The sequence below is a fragment of the Paenarthrobacter sp. TYUT067 genome, assembly GCF_023656375.1.
Classification (GTDB): domain Bacteria; phylum Actinomycetota; class Actinomycetes; order Actinomycetales; family Micrococcaceae; genus Arthrobacter.
The window spans coordinates 249,869-265,924 of record NZ_JAMOIT010000004.1 but is presented as its reverse complement, the minus strand read 5'-3'; the positions used below and the strand labels follow the sequence as shown (position 1 = coordinate 265,924).

13 protein-coding genes and 1 tRNA gene are annotated in these 16,056 nt (G+C 61.9%); 8 read left to right on the top strand and 6 right to left on the bottom strand.

From position 1 onward, the window contains the following. The first annotated feature begins 408 nt into the window (after positions 1-408). The 5 genes from MOD31_RS05505 to MOD31_RS05485 all read left to right on the top strand — a co-directional run bounded on the left by MOD31_RS05505 (position 409) and on the right by MOD31_RS05485 (position 6,413). Positions 409-1,974 (top strand): NCS1 family nucleobase:cation symporter-1, encoded by a 1,566-nt coding sequence (locus tag MOD31_RS05505; RefSeq protein ID WP_142938014.1) that lies wholly within the window; start codon positions 409-411, stop codon positions 1,972-1,974. 78 nt (positions 1,975-2,052) lie between these two features. Continuing rightward, positions 2,053-2,814 (top strand): aspartate/glutamate racemase family protein, encoded by a 762-nt coding sequence (locus MOD31_RS05500; RefSeq protein ID WP_142938015.1) that lies wholly within the window; start codon positions 2,053-2,055, stop codon positions 2,812-2,814. Between the two features lie 25 nt (positions 2,815-2,839). After that, positions 2,840-3,607: an SDR family oxidoreductase gene (locus MOD31_RS05495; protein WP_142938016.1), complete on the top strand. Its 768-nt coding sequence runs from the start codon at positions 2,840-2,842 to the stop codon at positions 3,605-3,607. 128 nt (positions 3,608-3,735) lie between these two features. Next, entirely contained in the window at positions 3,736-4,746 is a 1,011-nt protein-coding gene (locus tag MOD31_RS05490) for an endonuclease domain-containing protein (RefSeq protein WP_250820064.1), read from the top strand. Positions 4,747-4,925: 179 nt separating this feature from the next. After that, positions 4,926-6,413 (top strand): cation:dicarboxylate symporter family transporter, encoded by a 1,488-nt coding sequence (locus tag MOD31_RS05485; RefSeq protein WP_142938017.1) that lies wholly within the window; start codon positions 4,926-4,928, stop codon positions 6,411-6,413. A 68-nt stretch (positions 6,414-6,481) separates the two neighbouring features. Here MOD31_RS05485 and MOD31_RS05480 read toward each other — a convergent pair whose 3' ends face one another. Both MOD31_RS05480 and MOD31_RS05475 read right to left on the bottom strand, forming a co-directional pair. After that, on the bottom strand, positions 6,482-6,880 hold the full coding sequence (locus MOD31_RS05480) for a sterol carrier family protein (protein WP_166842418.1): 399 nt from the start codon (positions 6,878-6,880) through the stop codon (positions 6,482-6,484). A 20-nt stretch (positions 6,881-6,900) separates the two neighbouring features. Beyond that, complete coding sequence (locus MOD31_RS05475) at positions 6,901-7,917, bottom strand: asparaginase (protein ID WP_166842419.1); 1,017 nt, start codon at positions 7,915-7,917, stop codon at positions 6,901-6,903. Positions 7,918-7,951: 34 nt separating this feature from the next. On the opposite strand from MOD31_RS05475, the gene purD reads away from it, so the two are divergent. Further along, positions 7,952-9,310, top strand: a complete 1,359-nt coding sequence (gene purD / locus MOD31_RS05470; protein ID WP_250820063.1) for a phosphoribosylamine--glycine ligase — start codon at positions 7,952-7,954, stop codon at positions 9,308-9,310. Between the two features lie 2 nt (positions 9,311-9,312). Then, positions 9,313-10,251: a phosphoribosylaminoimidazolesuccinocarboxamide synthase gene (locus MOD31_RS05465; RefSeq protein ID WP_091470380.1), complete on the top strand. Its 939-nt coding sequence runs from the start codon at positions 9,313-9,315 to the stop codon at positions 10,249-10,251. 24 nt (positions 10,252-10,275) lie between these two features. Here MOD31_RS05465 and MOD31_RS05460 read toward each other — a convergent pair whose 3' ends face one another. Then, positions 10,276-11,541, bottom strand: a complete 1,266-nt coding sequence (locus MOD31_RS05460) for a helix-turn-helix transcriptional regulator (protein WP_024818003.1) — start codon at positions 11,539-11,541, stop codon at positions 10,276-10,278. Positions 11,542-11,668: 127 nt separating this feature from the next. On the opposite strand from MOD31_RS05460, the gene MOD31_RS05455 reads away from it, so the two are divergent. Beyond that, positions 11,669-11,893, top strand: a complete 225-nt coding sequence (locus MOD31_RS05455) for a hypothetical protein (protein WP_142938020.1) — start codon at positions 11,669-11,671, stop codon at positions 11,891-11,893. 201 nt (positions 11,894-12,094) lie between these two features. On the opposite strand, the gene MOD31_RS05450 is transcribed toward MOD31_RS05455, so the two are convergent. The 3 genes from MOD31_RS05450 to MOD31_RS05440 form a co-directional block, all read right to left on the bottom strand. After that, positions 12,095-12,171: transfer RNA gene (locus tag MOD31_RS05450), tRNA-Pro, on the bottom strand. 98 nt (positions 12,172-12,269) lie between these two features. Next, positions 12,270-14,102, bottom strand: a complete 1,833-nt coding sequence (locus MOD31_RS05445; RefSeq protein WP_250820062.1) for an ABC transporter ATP-binding protein — start codon at positions 14,100-14,102, stop codon at positions 12,270-12,272. Continuing rightward, positions 14,099-15,898, bottom strand: a complete 1,800-nt coding sequence (locus MOD31_RS05440; RefSeq protein ID WP_250820061.1) for an ABC transporter ATP-binding protein — start codon at positions 15,896-15,898, stop codon at positions 14,099-14,101. Before MOD31_RS05440 ends, MOD31_RS05445 begins: the two co-directional genes overlap by 4 nt. Between the last annotated feature and the right edge of the window lie 158 nt (positions 15,899-16,056).

The window sequence follows — 16,056 nt, the reverse complement described above, 5'->3', positions numbered from 1 at the left end:
GCTCCGCGATCAACGCATCAAGGGACTCAATCCACTCCGCGGTCTCTTCCGGATCACGATCAGGCAGCTGGGCAGTCAACCCGCTGAGGATGTGTGAGGTCTCTTCTCCTGCAGCCACGTCCAACCTCTCTTCATTGAATGTCTGGGCGCTTGCTCTGTGGGGGCGCTCAAGGAATTTCGTATTGTGAGAATAAAATTCTGCAATTCGAGATTACGTCTGCTGATCGGTAGCGTCAACACGGATTGCGTAACCAAAACAGTCAACTGGGAAAGCAGTGCTCAAGCAACCGAATGTGACCCTGCATACACCGGGAACTCTTGACGTTACGTGACCTGAGTCATAAAGTGCTTTCACTATTCAATAACTAGATTCCGCATTATGGAATCAGTACGAAGTGGAGATCCACGATGCAGACGACTTCATCAGTCGGCGTCACTGAGACTCCGGGAGACAAAAACGCAGGTGGCCCCAACCACCCAGTGGTGGGAAACACTGACCTCTGCGCCATTGCTTCCGAAGCCGCAGGCCGTACCATCAGCCCCAGCCTTTACAACATTGACCTTGCGCCCACTAGGGCCAAGGGCCGCAAGTGGACCAGCTACAGCATCTTTACCCTCTGGGCCAACGACGTCCACAGCCTGGGTAACTATGCCTTCGCCATCGGCCTCTTCTCCCTCGGTCTGGGCGGCTGGCAGATCCTGGTAGCACTGGGTATCGGTGCCATTCTCCTCTTCGGGCTCCTGAACTTTTCCGGGTTCATGGGCGAGAAGACCGGCGTCCCTTTCCCGGTCATGAGCCGCATCAGCTTCGGTATCCGTGGAGCGCAGATCGCCAGCCTGGTTCGCGGCGCCGTTGCCGTGGCATGGTTTGGCATCCAGACCTACCTGGCCTCGGTGGTCCTTCGCGTGATGCTGGTGGCCATGGCTCCCGGTCTGAAGGACCTGGACAGCAACTCCATTCTTGGCCTCTCCACTCTGGGCTGGTTCTCCTTCGTGGCGCTCTGGATTGTCCAGCTGATCATTGTCAGCTTCGGTATGGAAATGATCCGTAAATACGAGGCCTTCGCAGGACCCATCATCCTGGTCACCATGGCCGCGATTGCCGTGTGGGTCTTCATCGAAGCCGGCGGTGCTATCCAGTGGAGCGGCATCAAGGGCCTTGAGGGGACCGAGATGTGGTTGACCATCTTTGCCGGCGGCGCACTGTGGGTCTCCATCTACGGAACGTTCGTCCTGAATTTCTGCGACTTCACGCGTTCTTCCGCCTCCAAGAAGTCAATCGTCAAGGGCAACTTCTGGGGCATTCCCATCAACATGCTGCTCTTCGGCGCAATCGTTGTGGTCATGGCCGGCGGTCAGTACAAGATCAATGGCACTGTGATCGAGAGCCCTTCGGACATTGTGGAGAGCATCCCCAATACGCTTCTGCTGGTCCTTGCCTGCCTGGCACTGCTGATCCTGACCATCGCCGTGAACCTGATGGCCAACTTCGTCGCTCCCGTCTACGCCCTGACCAACCTCTTCCCGCGGCACTTGAACTTCCGCAAAGCGGCGTGGGTCAGCGGCACCATCGGCCTGATCATCCTGCCGTGGAACCTTTACAACAACCCGATTGTGATCGTGTACTTCCTGGGTGGCCTCGGGGCCTTGCTAGGCCCGCTGTTCGGTGTGGTCATGGCCGATTACTGGCTGGTCCGCCGCGGCAAGGTCAACGTCCCGGAGCTCTACACCGAGGACCCCAAGGGTGCCTACTTCTACAAGCGCGGCGTGAACCCGAAGGCCATCATTGCCATGATCCCGGCCGCCGGCCTTGCCATCGCCATCGCCTTCATCCCGGGGCTGGCAGCAGCTGCCCCGTTCGCCTGGTTCATCGGGGCCGGCGTCGCTGCCCTGACGTACTTCGCTGTCGCGGATAAGAAGCAGGTCCACGAGGACGTATCCGGCGAGCCGATCGCCGTCGCGAGCACCCACTGACTCACCGAAAACATCAAGGCTCGCCCGTCCTCTCCGTTCCATCGGAAGAGGACGGGCGTTGCCGTCGAGAGGAAAACCATGCGCATCCTTGTAGCAAACGTGAACACCACCCAGTCCATGACGGAGTCCATAGCAGCCCAGGCCCGTGCAGCAGCTGCCCCCGGCACGGAAATTATCGGTATCACTCCGCGTTTTGGCGCCGACTCCTGTGAGGGCAATTTCGAAAGCTACCTCGCCGCAATTGCCGTCATGGATGCTGTGGTGAATTATCCCGAACCCTTCGACGCTGTCATCCAGGCCGGCTATGGCGAGCACGGCCGCGAAGGCCTCCAAGAACTTCTGGACGTCCCGGTGGTGGATATTACCGAGGCGGCAGCCAGCACCGCGATGTTCCTTGGACACAAATACTCAGTGGTCACCACGCTGGATCGCGCCGTTCCGCTGATCGAGGACCGCCTGAAACTCGCCGGCCTGGACGCACGGTGTGCTTCTGTTAGGGCCAGCGGCATGGCCGTGCTGGAACTTGAGGAATACCCGGAGCGTGCTGTTGAGGCAATCGTGAGCCAGGCCGAACGAGCGGTACACCAGGACAAGGCCGAGGTTATCGTCCTGGGTTGCGGTGGCATGGCAGGGCTGGATGAGCAGATCCGCCAGCGCACGGGCGTCCCCGTGGTGGACGGCGTGGCTGCGGCAGTCACCATCGCCGAGTCCCTGGTCCGCCTTGGTCTGTCCACGTCCAAGGTGCGAACCTACGCCACGCCGCGCCCGAAGACTGTCATAGGCTGGCCGATAACTGCAGCCAAAGCCACAGCAGCCCAACCCGCTCAAGCTGCACACTGACTGCACCATCCTGAAAGGCAACCACATGACTGACTCCAGCCAGCCCACAAACCCGAGGGTCGCCGTCGTGACCGGGGCCGGTTCGGGTATTGGGCGGGCCGTCGCCAGGCTCATGCTCGCCGAAGGTTACCGTGTTGCGTTGGCCGGGCGCCGTGAGGCGCAACTGTTGGAAACCGCCGGCGGTCATGCGGAGGCGCTAGCGGTTCCGTGCGACGTAACAGTGCCCGACGACGTCGCACGCCTTTTCGCGGAGGTCCGCCAGCGCTGGGGTCGGGTTGATGTGCTGTTCAACAATGCGGGCATCTTCGGCCCGGCCGGCGACGTCGGCGAGATCAGCGTGGAGGACTGGGAAGCAACGTTGCGGGTGAACGTCACTGGTTCCATGCTGTGTGCGGCCGAGGCTGTGCGGACCATGAAGGCCCAAGAGCCGCAGGGTGGCCGCATCATCAACAATGGATCCATCTCCGCGCACTCGCCCAGGCCCAGGTCCGTGGCTTATACGGTCACCAAGCACGCGATGACCGGCCTGACCAAGAGCATCGAGCTCGATGGCCGGGAATTTGGCATCACGTGCGGGCAGATCGACATCGGAAATACGCGCACCGAGATCATGGACACCATCGGCGTCGGGTCCGGCGCGCTGCAGGCTGATGGCAGCCGCAAGGTGGAGCCCATGTTCCCTGTGGAGGACGCTTCCCGCGCCGTGCTGATGATGGCCAACATGCCGGCGTCGGCCAGTGTTGGATCCTTGGTGGTGACCGCCGCCGGCATGCCGTTCGTAGGCCGCGGCTAGCGAGTTTTTGTACACATAACGCCCTCAAAATAGCCCTTTACGGGCATCTGCTGTACAAAAACTCCTGGCTGAAGCGAGTCATCTGTGGATAACCCTCCGACGCCTCGGCCGTTATGACTGAATGGGGCATGCGTCCCTTACCCGCTCTTCCTCCCGCACTCTCTGACCGCGCCTTTACGTTGGCTGAGGCTGATGAATTCGGCATTGCCCCGAAGAGACTGCGGGCATCGGACCTGCTAGTGCCCAGCAGGGGAATCCGGCTGCCGCGGCGAGTGCAGACGTTGCTGGAGGTTGCCCGGCCACATCTTGACCTCCGTCAGGGTGATTTCCTGAGCCACATCAGTGCCGCGGAGGTGCTCGACCTACCGCTGCCTGCTTGGGCGCAGTTCAAGCCCGACGACGGCGGCCCGGTGACCGCCGTCGTCGAACCTATCCCCTGGGGGCCAAAAAGCGGGCCCCATTTTCGGGAGCCGGGGCGATTCATCCATCTATCTCGGCCCAGGAACGGATCGCTGCCTCGGCGTAGGGGAGTTGCCGGCCATCGCCTGACGTTGAGGGACGGCGACCTCACAGACGAGGACGGGGTAGTTCTCACGTCTGTTGCGCGGACGTGGGTGGATCTGGCCTCGATGTTGCCCATGGAAGATCTGGTGGTGGTGGGCGATGCCATTGTCAGCGAACACGAACGCTCGTTCGGGCCGCCGCGGGTTCCCATGGTGTCTATGCCGAAGCTGCAACACTTCGTTGAAAAGGCTAACGGTATCCATGGCGTGCGCAAGGCACGCATCGCATTGGAACGTCTGCGTGTTGGCGTTGATTCTCCTCCGGAAACAAAGCTGCGCTTGATGCTGGAAGATGCCGGACTCCCTGCCTTCGTTCCTAACTGCAGGGTTGACGACGCCCTTGGTAGGCCGGTGTGGACGGATCTCGGATGCCCGGAGTATCGGACCTGCCTCGAATACGAGGGTCTGCATCACCTTTCTCCAGAGCAGCAAGCGCTGGATGCGTACCGGGATCAGCGCGTCTCTGAGGCCGGCTGGCGCCAGGTCAAGATCAACAAGGTGGACATGAAGCACGGGAGGAAATGGGTGGTGGCCCGCGTGGTTCAAGCCCTCCGGAAGCAGGGGTGGAGGTCTTGAGTTTTTGTACAGATCCGGCCCTTATGAGCTACTCATCAGGGCAGTAGCTGTACAAAAAACCAAATGTGACTTCCGCATTATGGAAACAGAATTTCCCCTTGCGGAATCGTGTGACCAGGCTTACATTTGAAAAACCCCCTCAAAATGTGGGGCTGTTCCCAACTGATTGGTTCAGATCAATGAAGATCCCAGACTCCGCGGCGCTGAAGGCGAGTTCGGCCCCGCAGAAGAAAAAGCGGCTGTACAAGTCGCTCTTTTTTCAAATCCTGATCGCCGTCGTCGCAGGTGTACTCATCGGTCATTTCTGGCCGACCATTGGGTCCGCCCTCCGGCCACTGGGTGATGGATTCATTCAACTCATCAAGATGATCATCGCCCCGCTGATTTTCCTCGTGATCGTCACAGGCATCTCGGCAGTGGGCGACGTCAAGGCGGTCGGAAGGGTCGGGGTCAAAGCGCTCCTGTACTTCACCGGCGCCACTCTTTTCGCCCTCGTCTTCGGGCTCATCGTCGGAAACATCGTTCAGCCCGGTGCTGGCCTTAATATCGACCCCGCTACGCTCTCCCAGGACGCGCTCAACGCCAAGACCGGCAATGCGCCTCCCAAGGACGCCGCAGCGTTCATCCTGGATGTCATTCCCGTCAGCGTGATCGGTGCTTTTGCCAACAACAGCCTGCTTCAGGTGCTGTTCTTCTCCGTCTTCTTCGGCGCAGCCATCGTGGTCATCGGCCGCGAACGTTGCATGCCGGTCATCAGCCTCATGGAGACCGTTCTGGAACTGATCTTCAAGATCATGTCCTGGATCATGAAAGTGGCTCCCATCGGTGCCTTCGGTGCCATGGCATTCATCATCGGCCAGTACGGTCTGGGCACACTCAGTACCTATGCCCTCCTGATAGCCGCCTGCTACGGCGCAGCGATTGTCTTCATCGCATTGCTGTTCCTGGTGGCCTGGAGCTTCGCCAGGGTTCCGCTGTGGTCATTCCTCAAGTACACCCGCGAAGAATTCCTGCTGGCACTCGGAACAGCCTCCACGGAAGCTGTCATGCCGCGCATCATGACCAAGCTGACCAACGCCGGCTGCTCCCGTGCAACCACCGGTTTGGTAGTTCCCACGGGTTACTCCTTCAACCTGGACGGTGCCGCGATCTACCTGTCGATTTCGCTGCTGTTCCTGGCCCAGGCCTTCGGGCACAACCTCGATCTAGGCCAGCAGTTGGCGGCCCTGGGCGTCCTGCTCCTGACTTCCAAGGGCATGGCAGGCGTGCCGGGTTCGTCCTTCCTGGCACTCTCCGCCACGGCAGCAGCGCTGGGCATCTTCCCGGTGGCCGGCGTCGCACTCCTCCTTGGAGCCGACCGCCTCATGGACTCCATGCGTGTGGTGGTGAACCTGCTGGGCAACTGCGTGGCAACGTTCGTCGTCGCCAAGTGGGAGGGCCAGTTCGACCGCAGCGTCATGGTCCGCGCCTTCAACGGTGAGATCACCAATCATGACTCGGCCGTCATGCTCGGCAAGGAAGAAGTCTTCGAAGAGCAGGAACTCCAGCGCATCAGCGAGGGCCAGGAACCTTCGCCGAAGTTCCGCGGCGGTCCCTCGGCGGACGACATCCCGCAATTCGAAATGAGCAAGCGCGGGCAACCATCCACCCCGGTCTGCCCGGACTGACCGGATAGTTTTTGTACAGCTAATGCCCTTAAGACGCCGTCTTAGGGGCATTAGCTGTACAAAAACTCTTAGAGGGGGAGCAGCTCCGAAAGATCGGCACGCAAGCCGGATGCACTCAGCCTGTGCTCCGAAACCGCGTCAGCCCACGCAATCCGTCCCGTCACCAGCGACAGCCAGGTGGCGGCGTCGCACTCGATCACGTTCGGGGGAGTGCCGCGCGTGTGGCGGGGCCCCTCCACACATTGCGTAACTCCGAACGGCGGCACCCTGACTTCCACGGAGTTGCCGGGTGCGCGGGCGGTGACTTCCTCCAGGGAGTAGCGCACCGCCGTCGCAATTAAAGAGCGCGACGGCGGTGGCCCGGCAAGGCTGCCCGGCTCACCATCTGAAGGCTCGACGGCGGCCTGCCAGGCTGCCAGCGCAGCGCGGCCCTCGGAAACATCGACGCGGCGTCGTGCGACAGCCATGGTTTTTCTCCTCAGAAGTACTAGTCCAGCAGGGCGGAGACGGCGTGGCCCAGGCGGATCTTGCCAACCTCGTGACCGCCCCCAAGCACTGGCTCAACCACCCGTTCCAGGACATTGGAAACCGCCGGGATGTCAACGGCGCCGCTTACTGCAAGAAGAGTCAGCCCCACCAGGGACGTGGCCCGCAGGTTCCCGTCCAGCATCTTCACAGCTACGGTGGCGCCGGTGGGGGTTGCGAGGACAAGGACGCCCTCAGCCCCGATTTTGGCCAGGACCTCGAGTTCTTCCATGACGATAGTGTTGGACTCGCCTTTGCCTTGGACGGCCCAGGGGTAATCCAGCATGGAGGTGGCAATGGTGGCGGCACGCGCATTGGACGATTTATCACCGGGGGACTTGGCCAGGCGGGAGTAAGCCCGGGCGAGGCCGGTCAGCGAAATGGCGGCAACGGGTGCGCCACAGCCGTCGATGCCCAGGTGGGAGATGGTTTCGCCGCTGTATTCCTCAATCACGGAGCGAACACGCTGTTGAAGGGGGTGATTGGGTTCAAGGTAGCTGCGCAGGTCCCAGCCGTTTTCGGTGCACGCCCATAGGAAGGCTGCGTGCTTGCCGGAGCAGTTGAAAGCCAGCCTGGATTGGCCGCGTTCGGAGCGGACCAGCCAGTTTCTAGCAGTCTCATCCTGGGGCCAGGCGGTGGGGCATTGGAGGTTATCTTCCTTTACGCCCGCTGCTTTGAGCATCCCCTCAACAATGTCCATATGGTCCAGGGACCCGGTGTGGCTGCCGCAGGCAACAGCAACCTGTGCGCCACGGAGGGGCACGCCGGACTGCATGGAGGCCAGGGCCTGGAACGGTTTGAGGGTGGAGCGGGCCATGATGGGAGCCTCGATGTCGCCAAGACGGGTGACCACCGAGCCGTCGCCGGCAAGGACCACGGCCGCGCCGATGTGCCGGGACTCAATAAAGCCACTTCGTTCGATCACTGCCAGTTCCACCGCGGACTCAACGTTGAACGTTTCATGCGAACTTATGGGCATACAGCCAAGTCTAGAGGCGTGCAGGGTCCGGTGAATGACACAGCTTAGGCTGCTCGCCCTTCACAAAGTACCCTTGAGGACTGTGAAGGTACTCGTCATTGGCCCAGGCGGCCGCGAACACGCCATTGTCCGCTCTCTGCTTGAAGATCCCAACGTTTCCGAGGTCCACGCGGCCCCGGGCAACGCGGGCATCAGCAAACTCGTTCCCACCCATGCGATTGACGGGAACAACCCGGAAGCCGTGTCTGCCCTCGCCACCAAGCTGGGCGTTGACCTGGTTGTTGTAGGACCCGAGGCGCCACTGGCCGCCGGTGTGTCCGACGCCGTCCGCGAGGCCGGCATTCCCGTCTTCGGTCCCAGCAAGGAAGCAGCACAGCTGGAAGCGTCCAAGGCCTTCGCCAAGCAGATCATGGCTGAAGCGAACGTTCCCACGGCTATGGCCCGCGTTGCCACCAACGTTGAGGAAGCCGCCGACGCCTTGGATACTTTCGGTGCACCGCATGTTGTTAAGGACGACGGCTTGGCCGCCGGCAAGGGCGTGGTGGTCACCAAGGACCGAGCCGAAGCCCTGGCCCACGCCCAGGCCTGCTTCGACGCCGGTGGAACCGTGGTGATCGAGGAATTCCTTGACGGCCCCGAGGTCTCCCTGTTCGTCCTCTGCGACGGCCGCACTACCGTCCCGTTGTCCCCGGCGCAGGATTTCAAGCGCATCTTTGACAACGACGAAGGCCCCAACACCGGCGGCATGGGCGCGTACACACCACTCGAGTGGGCTCCCGAGGGCTTGGTCCAGGAAGTCATCGACCGCGTGGCCCAGCCCACCGTGGATGAGATGGCCCGCCGCGGCACCCCCTTTGTTGGCGTGCTCTACTGCGGCCTCGCCCTGACGTCCCGCGGCACGCGCGTCATCGAGTTCAACGTCCGCTTCGGCGACCCCGAGACCCAGGCCGTCCTGGCACGCCTCAAGACCCCGCTCGGTGCGCTGCTGCTGGCAGCTGCCAAGGGCGAACTGGACACCGCAGAAGAGCTGCGCTGGTCCAAGGACACGGCAGTCGCCGTCGTCGTCGCCGCCGAAAACTACCCGGACGCACCCCGCACCGGTGATCGCATCCGCGGCCTGAAGAAGGTTGACGAGCTGGACGGTGTCCACGTGGTCCACGCCGGCACCAAGCTGGACGACGAAGGCAAGGTGGTCTCCGCTGGTGGCCGCGTCCTCGCCGTGGTCGCGCTCGGTTCCGATCTGGTGGAAGCACGCGAAAAGGCGTACGACGGCGTTGAGCTGGTTCAGCTTGAAGGCTCACAGTTCCGTACGGACATCGGAGGCAAGGCCGCTCGCGGCGAAATCCGCGTGCCTTACACCGCAACCGGAACCATCCCGAAAGTGCAGGCTTGAGCATGACTGAGGGCATCCCCACCGGCGGCTTCGAAACCGAAACACTGGAACTTCCGGGCTGGACGCACGTCTACTCCGGCAAGGTCCGTGATCTCTACGTCCCGGCCGACGAAGCCATCACGGAAAAGATCGGCCAGGAATGCGTCTTGGTTGTGGCCAGTGACCGCATCAGTGCTTACGACCACGTGTTGAGCAGCGAGATCCCGGACAAGGGCCGCGTCCTGACGCAGCTGAGCCTGTGGTGGTTCGATCAGTTGGACGTTGAGCACCACGTGCTGGCGTCCACGGTGGAAGGTGGCGTTCCTGCCGCCGTCGAGGGCCGGGCCATGATCTGCAAGAAGCTGGACATGTTCCCGGTGGAATGCATCGCACGCGGTTACCTCACCGGTTCCGGCCTGGCTGAGTACAAGGAATCCCGCACGGTGTGCGATATCCCGCTGCCGGAGGGCCTGGTTGATGGCTCGCGCTTGGAGAAGGCACTCTTCACGCCCTCTGCCAAGGCCGAAGTGGGCGAGCACGACGTCAACATCACCTATGACGACGTTGTGGCCATGGTGGGCGACGACATCGCTGCCCGCCTCAGTGAGCTCACGCTGAAGATCTACACCCGCGCCGAGGAGATCGCCCGCGAACGTGGCATTATCCTGGCTGACACCAAGGTGGAGTTCGGCATTGACGCTGCCACTGGCGTGATTACCCTGGGTGACGAGGTCCTCACCCCGGACTCTTCACGGTTCTGGGATGCGTCCACGTACGCGCCGGGACAGTCGCAGCCTTCGTATGACAAGCAGTACGTCCGTGACTGGCTGACCTCAGCAGAGTCCGGCTGGGACAAGTCCTCTGACACCCCGCCTCCGGCTCTTCCCGCCGAGGTAGTTGAGCGCACCCGCGCCCGCTACGTGGAGGCTTACGAGAAGCTCACGGGCCGCACCTTCGCCTGACCGCACCCGACTTACTTGGGTTAGTCAGGCCTGCGAGTGTTCCTTCGCGGCGCGGCGCTCGGCCAAGCGGATCTCCAAGACCGCGTCCATGGCCTGCTGGACCCGGTCCGACGCTCCCGCCGCGCTGAAGTCGTGCTGAGCCTCTTCCAGGAATTGGAGCGCCTCAGCGGCTTCCCCTGCTGCTTTCAAGGACTTACCCAGCAGCAGCGACACTTCGCCGGCGGTGTGCCGGGCCAACACCTTGCGGTCTGCGTAGATTTCGCGAAGCTTCTCCACGGCTGCAGGGATGTCCCCGGTCAAGTACAGCCAGCGGGCGCGGATGAACGCGACCTCCAACTGGTCTGTCTTGTTTCCGCCCACAATGGACAGCGCGAGTTCCGCTCGTTCAATGGCGGACAACGTTTCCGGTTCCACAATCCCGGAGGAGAGCCGAACGGCTGCTGAAGCCTTGTTGAAGCGGGCCCACAGCTCAATGTCGTTGGCGGGGGAGAGGAGCTTGGCTGCTCGCTCGTGGTGCTTGATGCCCTCAACGTAGTCGTGGCGCATGAAGGCGACGTTGCCCACCACCCAGGCCACTTCGCCTGCCAGCTGCGACATGGAGTGCTCGTCCATGTGCTCAATCATCGCCAGACAGTATTCCCAGGCCTCGTCCAGTTTGCCGCTCTCGGCAAGAGCACCGATCAGCGCGCGGTGCGCACCAATAATGAGCGTGGAACCCTTGGGCAGCTGCTCGCTGAGCTTGACGGCTTGCTTGGCATGCTCGACGGCGGTGGCCAACTGGCCTTGTCCGTGACACACCGCGGCAAGCATCTGCCAGGCGCGAACTCCAAGGCCGGCGGACTCCGTGGCCATGGGGTGTTCCAAGAGGTGCTCAACAATCTGTTGGCATTCCTTGAGCTGCCCTTGCTTCATCACACACTCGGCCTGCATGTACGTCATGTTCCACCAGGCGCTGTTGTTCTTGGCCTCAAGAGCGATCTGCGCTGCGGTTGCTGCGTGGCTGGCGGCGAGTTGATAGTCGCGGAGGTCCCAGGCCTGCCGGGCATACAAGCCGGCGAGGACGTACTCGGCATCACTGACGGAGACTGGTTGGCTCCACGCTTCAAGTGCTTTGGGCGCCAGTTCCAGCCGACGGGCGAGTTCCTCGATGACCTCGGCCGTAGGCTCGCGGCGACCGGTCTCCAGCAGCGAAATATAGCTCGGTGAATACAGGTTCTTGCCTAGCTCTGCCTGCGTCAACCCACGTTCGAGCCGTTCGGCACGTAGCTTCTCGCCGAATCCGTTTCCCACGGGTCCCTCCTACAGGTGTCTTTTGACCAAAACCTTGACAGTCTCTGTGGAAAACATTTTACAATGTATGTCAACAGGGACCGTGCAATTTCCGTAACGAATCCGACTCGCATTGGGGTACAACATCATGTTCAAGAAAATCATTGCTTCAGTGGCCGTGGCGGGCGCACTGACGCTGGCAGTTGCGGCTCCCGGTGTAGTCTCTGCTGCTCCCGCGGCAGATTCCAGCACAGTAAGCGCCATTGGGAACTGGCCGGACCCTATGCGGTCCACCACCACGGCGCCCAAGAAGGACAAGTCCGAGACGACCATCTCTACGATGTCCATCGGCAACTGGCCCGACCCTATGTAAAACAATTGTAGTAAAAGAAACCCCGGAGCGTGACGAGCGATGCTCCGGGGTTTTCTTTGTGCCCTGCCTTCGGTGGCCACTGAAATCATAGTGAGGCGCGGCGGGGACGCCAATCGGCACGATAGTACATGTGGATAGGTGCGGTGAGTTGACAGACTTAAAACAAAAATGGCGCCGATTTCTCGACGCCATTTTCGTGTTTGGTCGGGATGACAGGATTTGAACCTGCGACCTCTTCGTCCCGAACGAAGCGCGCTACCAAGCTGCGCTACATCCCGATCCGCTGCGAAAGCAACTGTTCAAGAATAGCCGAAACGTCCCGTGATGCGAAATCGAGGAGCCGGTGTGCCTCGTCACAGCTGCGACGCTGCGAAAGCTACACCAGCGAGTCCCGCCACGCCCCATGCAACTGGGCAAACCGTCCGCCACCGCTAATCAGTTCAGCAGGGGTTCCATCCTCCACAATGCGTCCGTCGTGGACCACCAAGACCCTGTCCGCCGTCTCCACTGTGGAAAGGCGGTGGGCAATGATGATCGCCGTCCGAGCTCCCCTTCCGCCGGCCACTCCCTCCAACAGTTTGGACAATCCCTGCTGGACCATGCGCTCAGAAGGGATGTCCAGGGATGACGTTGCCTCGTCCAGGATCAGCACAGCCGGTGCGGCCAGGAAGGCGCGGGCGAAGCCGATGAGCTGTCGTTGACCCGAAGAAACCCGGCCACCGCGCTTGTTGACGTCTGTGTCGTAGCCTTCGGGGAGGCTCATGATGAACTCGTGGGCTCCCACTGCTGCAGCGGCGGCCTCGATTTCGGACCGCGACGCCTCGGGCCTGCCCAAGGCGATGTTGTCCGCCACGGAGCCACTGAAGAGGAAGGCTTCCTGCGTCACCATCACCACTGCACGGCGGAGATCCGTTGTGGACAGGTCCCTGAGATCAACACCGTCAAGGGTGATCGCACCGGAGGTGACATCGTAGAAGCGTGCCACGAGCTTGGCCAGCGTGGACTTGCCCGCTCCCGTCTGGCCAACCAGCGCAACAGTCTGCCCGGCAGGGATGTGCAGGTTCAGTGTGGGAACAACCACCCTGCCATCGCTGTAGCCGAACTCCACGCCCTTGAAGTCGATTTCGCCGCGTGAGCTCTTCAACGGCACAGGGTTCTTCGGCGGGCGGACGGTAGGTATTTCCTCAAGAAGTCCGGACACCTTTTCCAGCGCTGCCTGGGCGCTCTGGAACGAGTTGTAGAACATGGCCATCTGGTCCACCGGCTGGAAGAAACGTTTAGTGGAGAGGATCAGTGCCAGCAGGACGCCGACAGCCAAGTCCCCACTCAGCACGCGGAAGCCGCCAAACAGCAGGACCACGGCCACACAAACATTGCCGATCAGCACCAAGCCCGGCTGGAAAATGCCGTTCAGGTTGATGGAGCGGACGGTGTTCTTGCGGTAGTCCTCAGCCAACTCGCCGTAACGGGATGCATTCTCGCGCTCTTTGCGGAACGCCTTCACCGCACGGATACCGGTCATGGTCTCCACAAAGTGCACGATCAGGCGCGCGGACACCACGCGGGATTCACGGAACGCGATCTGCGAATGCTTCTGGTACCAGCGGGCAAGGAAGAACATGGGCACGCCGGCTGCCAGGACAATCAATCCGCTGCGCCAATCGAGCGCAAAGATGGTGAAAGCGGTGAACACCATGAACAGCATGCCGGACGCCAGGGAACTCACACCGGAATCCAACAGTTCGCGCAACGCCTCAAGGTCCGAGGTTTGCCGGGCGATGATGCGGCCGGAGGTGTAGGTCTCGTGGAACTCCAGGCTCAACCGCTGGGTATGCCGGAAAACCCGAACGCGCAGATCCAGCAGCATGGCCTGGCTAAGCCGGGCAGTGGAGGTCACGTACAGTGCGGTCATTCCAGCCGTGGCGATTGCAGCCGCCAGGTACAGGGCACCGGCCAGCACCAAAGGCCCGTTGTCGCCGGCCTGCAGTGCGGGAAGGGCGTTGTCGATGCCGAAGGCGATCAGCGCGGGCCCGGCAACCCGGGTGAGCTGCGAGACCACCACCATGGCAATCGTCAGCCAGAAACGCAACCGTACGGGACGGATGAGCGAGGCAAGCAAAGTGAGCGACCGGCGTCGTACGGCTTTGCTGTCCGCTTTGGTGAGGTGTGTGTTGTCCTCGTTGGCCGTGCCAAAAGTTGCGGCGCTCATCGGCGGGCCTCCTCGGCTTCTTCGAGCTCGTCCAGTTCGGTGTCCAGGTCCTTCGGGCCGGCGTCCAGGCTGGCGATGACGTAGCGGTAGTGACCGTTCCCGGCCAACAGTTCCGTATGGGTTCCGACGGCGGTGATGGTTCCGTTTTCGAGCAAGGCCACCCGGTCCGCCAAGGCCACGGTGGAGGGGCGGTGCGCAACGATCAGTGTGGTGGTCTCGCGGAGGACCTCCCGTAGACGGGCTTCCACGCGTTCTTCCGTGTTCACGTCGAGGGCGGACAGGGGGTCATCCAGGACCAGGACTTTGGGCTTCGCGGCGATGGCGCGGGCCAGGGCAATCCGCTGCCTCTGGCCACCTGAAAGACTCAGCCCTTCCTCGCCGATCAAGGTGTCCACGCCGTCCGGAAGTGAGTAGGCAAAGTGCGCTTGAGCCACATCCAGGGCCTCATCCAGGGCTGCATCGCTGGGATCAGGGGCTCCGAGGAGCACGTTGTCCCGCACGGAACTGGAGAACAGCGTGGTGTCCTCGAAGGCGACTGCCACGATTCTCCGGAGCTCATCCATGTCAAAGTCGCGGACGTCCACGCCGTCGATCGTCACCGCACCCGAGGTCACGTCATACAGCCGGGGGACCAGCTGGAGCAGGGCGCTCTTGCCGCTACCCGTAATGCCCACCAGGGCCATGGTCTCGCCGGGGCGGATGTCCAGGGTGACGTCGTGCAGGAGGGTACCGCCGTCGTCGAACCCGAAACCTGCGTGCTCAAAGCGCAAGGCGCCCTTCACGGTTTCCGGAACCGTGGCGTGGTCCGGGGAGGTGATGGTGTTTTCCGTGTCCATCACCTCGAAGTGGCGGTCCAACGCGGTCTTGGCGGTCAGCGCCATGGCCAGCAGCATGCCCGAGAACTCGACGGGAGTGGCCACCACCGCGGCTGTGGCAAAGAACGCCACCAGCGCGCCGATGCTCAGTTGTCCGTTAGCCACAAGCATGATGCCCACCACCAGACCGACGCCCAGCGCCAGCTCCGGCAGCAAGGTGACCACCAGCGTGAACCCGGCTTGCTGCTTCGCCTTGGCGATCTCGGTCTGACGAAGTTCCTCAGCCTGGCCGTTGAAGTTCTCCAGGGCTTCACGGCTCCGCCCAAAAGCTTTCAGGACGCGGATGCCGTGGACGGATTCCTCCACGGTGGTGGCGAGGTCGCCGGCCTGGTCCTGGCTGAGGCGGGTGACCAAACTGAAGCGGCGGCGGAAGCGGAACGAGTTGATCATGATCGGCACGGCCGCTGCAAGGAAGATCAGCGCCAGCTGCCAGCTCATGGAGAACATCACACCCACGCCGATGATCACCGTCAGCGTGGTGACTACCAACATGATGGCGCCGAACGCCATCCAGCGGCGCAGGAAGCTCAGGTCCGTCATGGCGCGCGAGAGCAACTGACCGGAACCCCAGCGGTCGTGGAACGCCACGGTGAGCTGTTGCAGGTGGCCGTAAAGGGTCACGCGCATCCGGGTTTCCACCGTGGTGGCGGGGTTGATGACGAACTGCCGGCGCAAGGCCACCAGCCCGGCTTCAGCAATGCCCAAGGCAAGAATCACGACGGCGGCAATCCAGACGGCGTCCGTGGAACCGCCGGGCTGCAGGGAGTTGTTGACCAGGACCCGCAGCACTTGCGGGATGGTCAGCGCGACGATGCTCGCCAGCAGGGCGCAGATGAGCCCCATGAAGAGTCGGGGGAGGATAGGCCGCACATGAGGGTACAGGCGGCCGACGGAGGTAAAGAAAGACGTTTGCTTGGACATGCCCGCTTCTCAACAGCTGGATCTTCAGATGGTGCGGAGGTAGTTTCCCGTAGCAACTACCCTATGCCATGGCGTGATTCGTTTCACAGGACAACGCAACGTTGGTGAAATGTTTGACCCAGTTATTGAGGATCGTAATGATCCCCTGCCTTGGCTAC

What these genes read in the sequence shown, in the direction of transcription:
- MOD31_RS05505 (WP_142938014.1), top strand. Translation starts at nt 409, where the DNA reads ATGCAGACGACTTCATCAGTCGGCGTCACTGAGACTCCGGGAGACAAA.
- MOD31_RS05445 (WP_250820062.1), bottom strand. Translation starts at nt 14,102, where the DNA reads ATGAGCGCCGCAACTTTTGGCACGGCCAACGAGGACAACACACACCTC.
- MOD31_RS05490 (WP_250820064.1), top strand. Translation starts at nt 3,736, where the DNA reads ATGCGTCCCTTACCCGCTCTTCCTCCCGCACTCTCTGACCGCGCCTTT.
- MOD31_RS05485 (WP_142938017.1), top strand. Translation starts at nt 4,926, where the DNA reads ATGAAGATCCCAGACTCCGCGGCGCTGAAGGCGAGTTCGGCCCCGCAG.
- MOD31_RS05480 (WP_166842418.1), bottom strand. Translation starts at nt 6,880, where the DNA reads ATGGCTGTCGCACGACGCCGCGTCGATGTTTCCGAGGGCCGCGCTGCG.
- purD (WP_250820063.1), top strand. Translation starts at nt 7,952, where the DNA reads ATGACACAGCTTAGGCTGCTCGCCCTTCACAAAGTACCCTTGAGGACT.
- MOD31_RS05500 (WP_142938015.1), top strand. Translation starts at nt 2,053, where the DNA reads ATGCGCATCCTTGTAGCAAACGTGAACACCACCCAGTCCATGACGGAG.
- MOD31_RS05440 (WP_250820061.1), bottom strand. Translation starts at nt 15,898, where the DNA reads ATGTCCAAGCAAACGTCTTTCTTTACCTCCGTCGGCCGCCTGTACCCT.
- MOD31_RS05465 (WP_091470380.1), top strand. Translation starts at nt 9,313, where the DNA reads ATGACTGAGGGCATCCCCACCGGCGGCTTCGAAACCGAAACACTGGAA.
- MOD31_RS05495 (WP_142938016.1), top strand. Translation starts at nt 2,840, where the DNA reads ATGACTGACTCCAGCCAGCCCACAAACCCGAGGGTCGCCGTCGTGACC.
- MOD31_RS05455 (WP_142938020.1), top strand. Translation starts at nt 11,669, where the DNA reads ATGTTCAAGAAAATCATTGCTTCAGTGGCCGTGGCGGGCGCACTGACG.
- MOD31_RS05475 (WP_166842419.1), bottom strand. Translation starts at nt 7,917, where the DNA reads ATGCCCATAAGTTCGCATGAAACGTTCAACGTTGAGTCCGCGGTGGAA.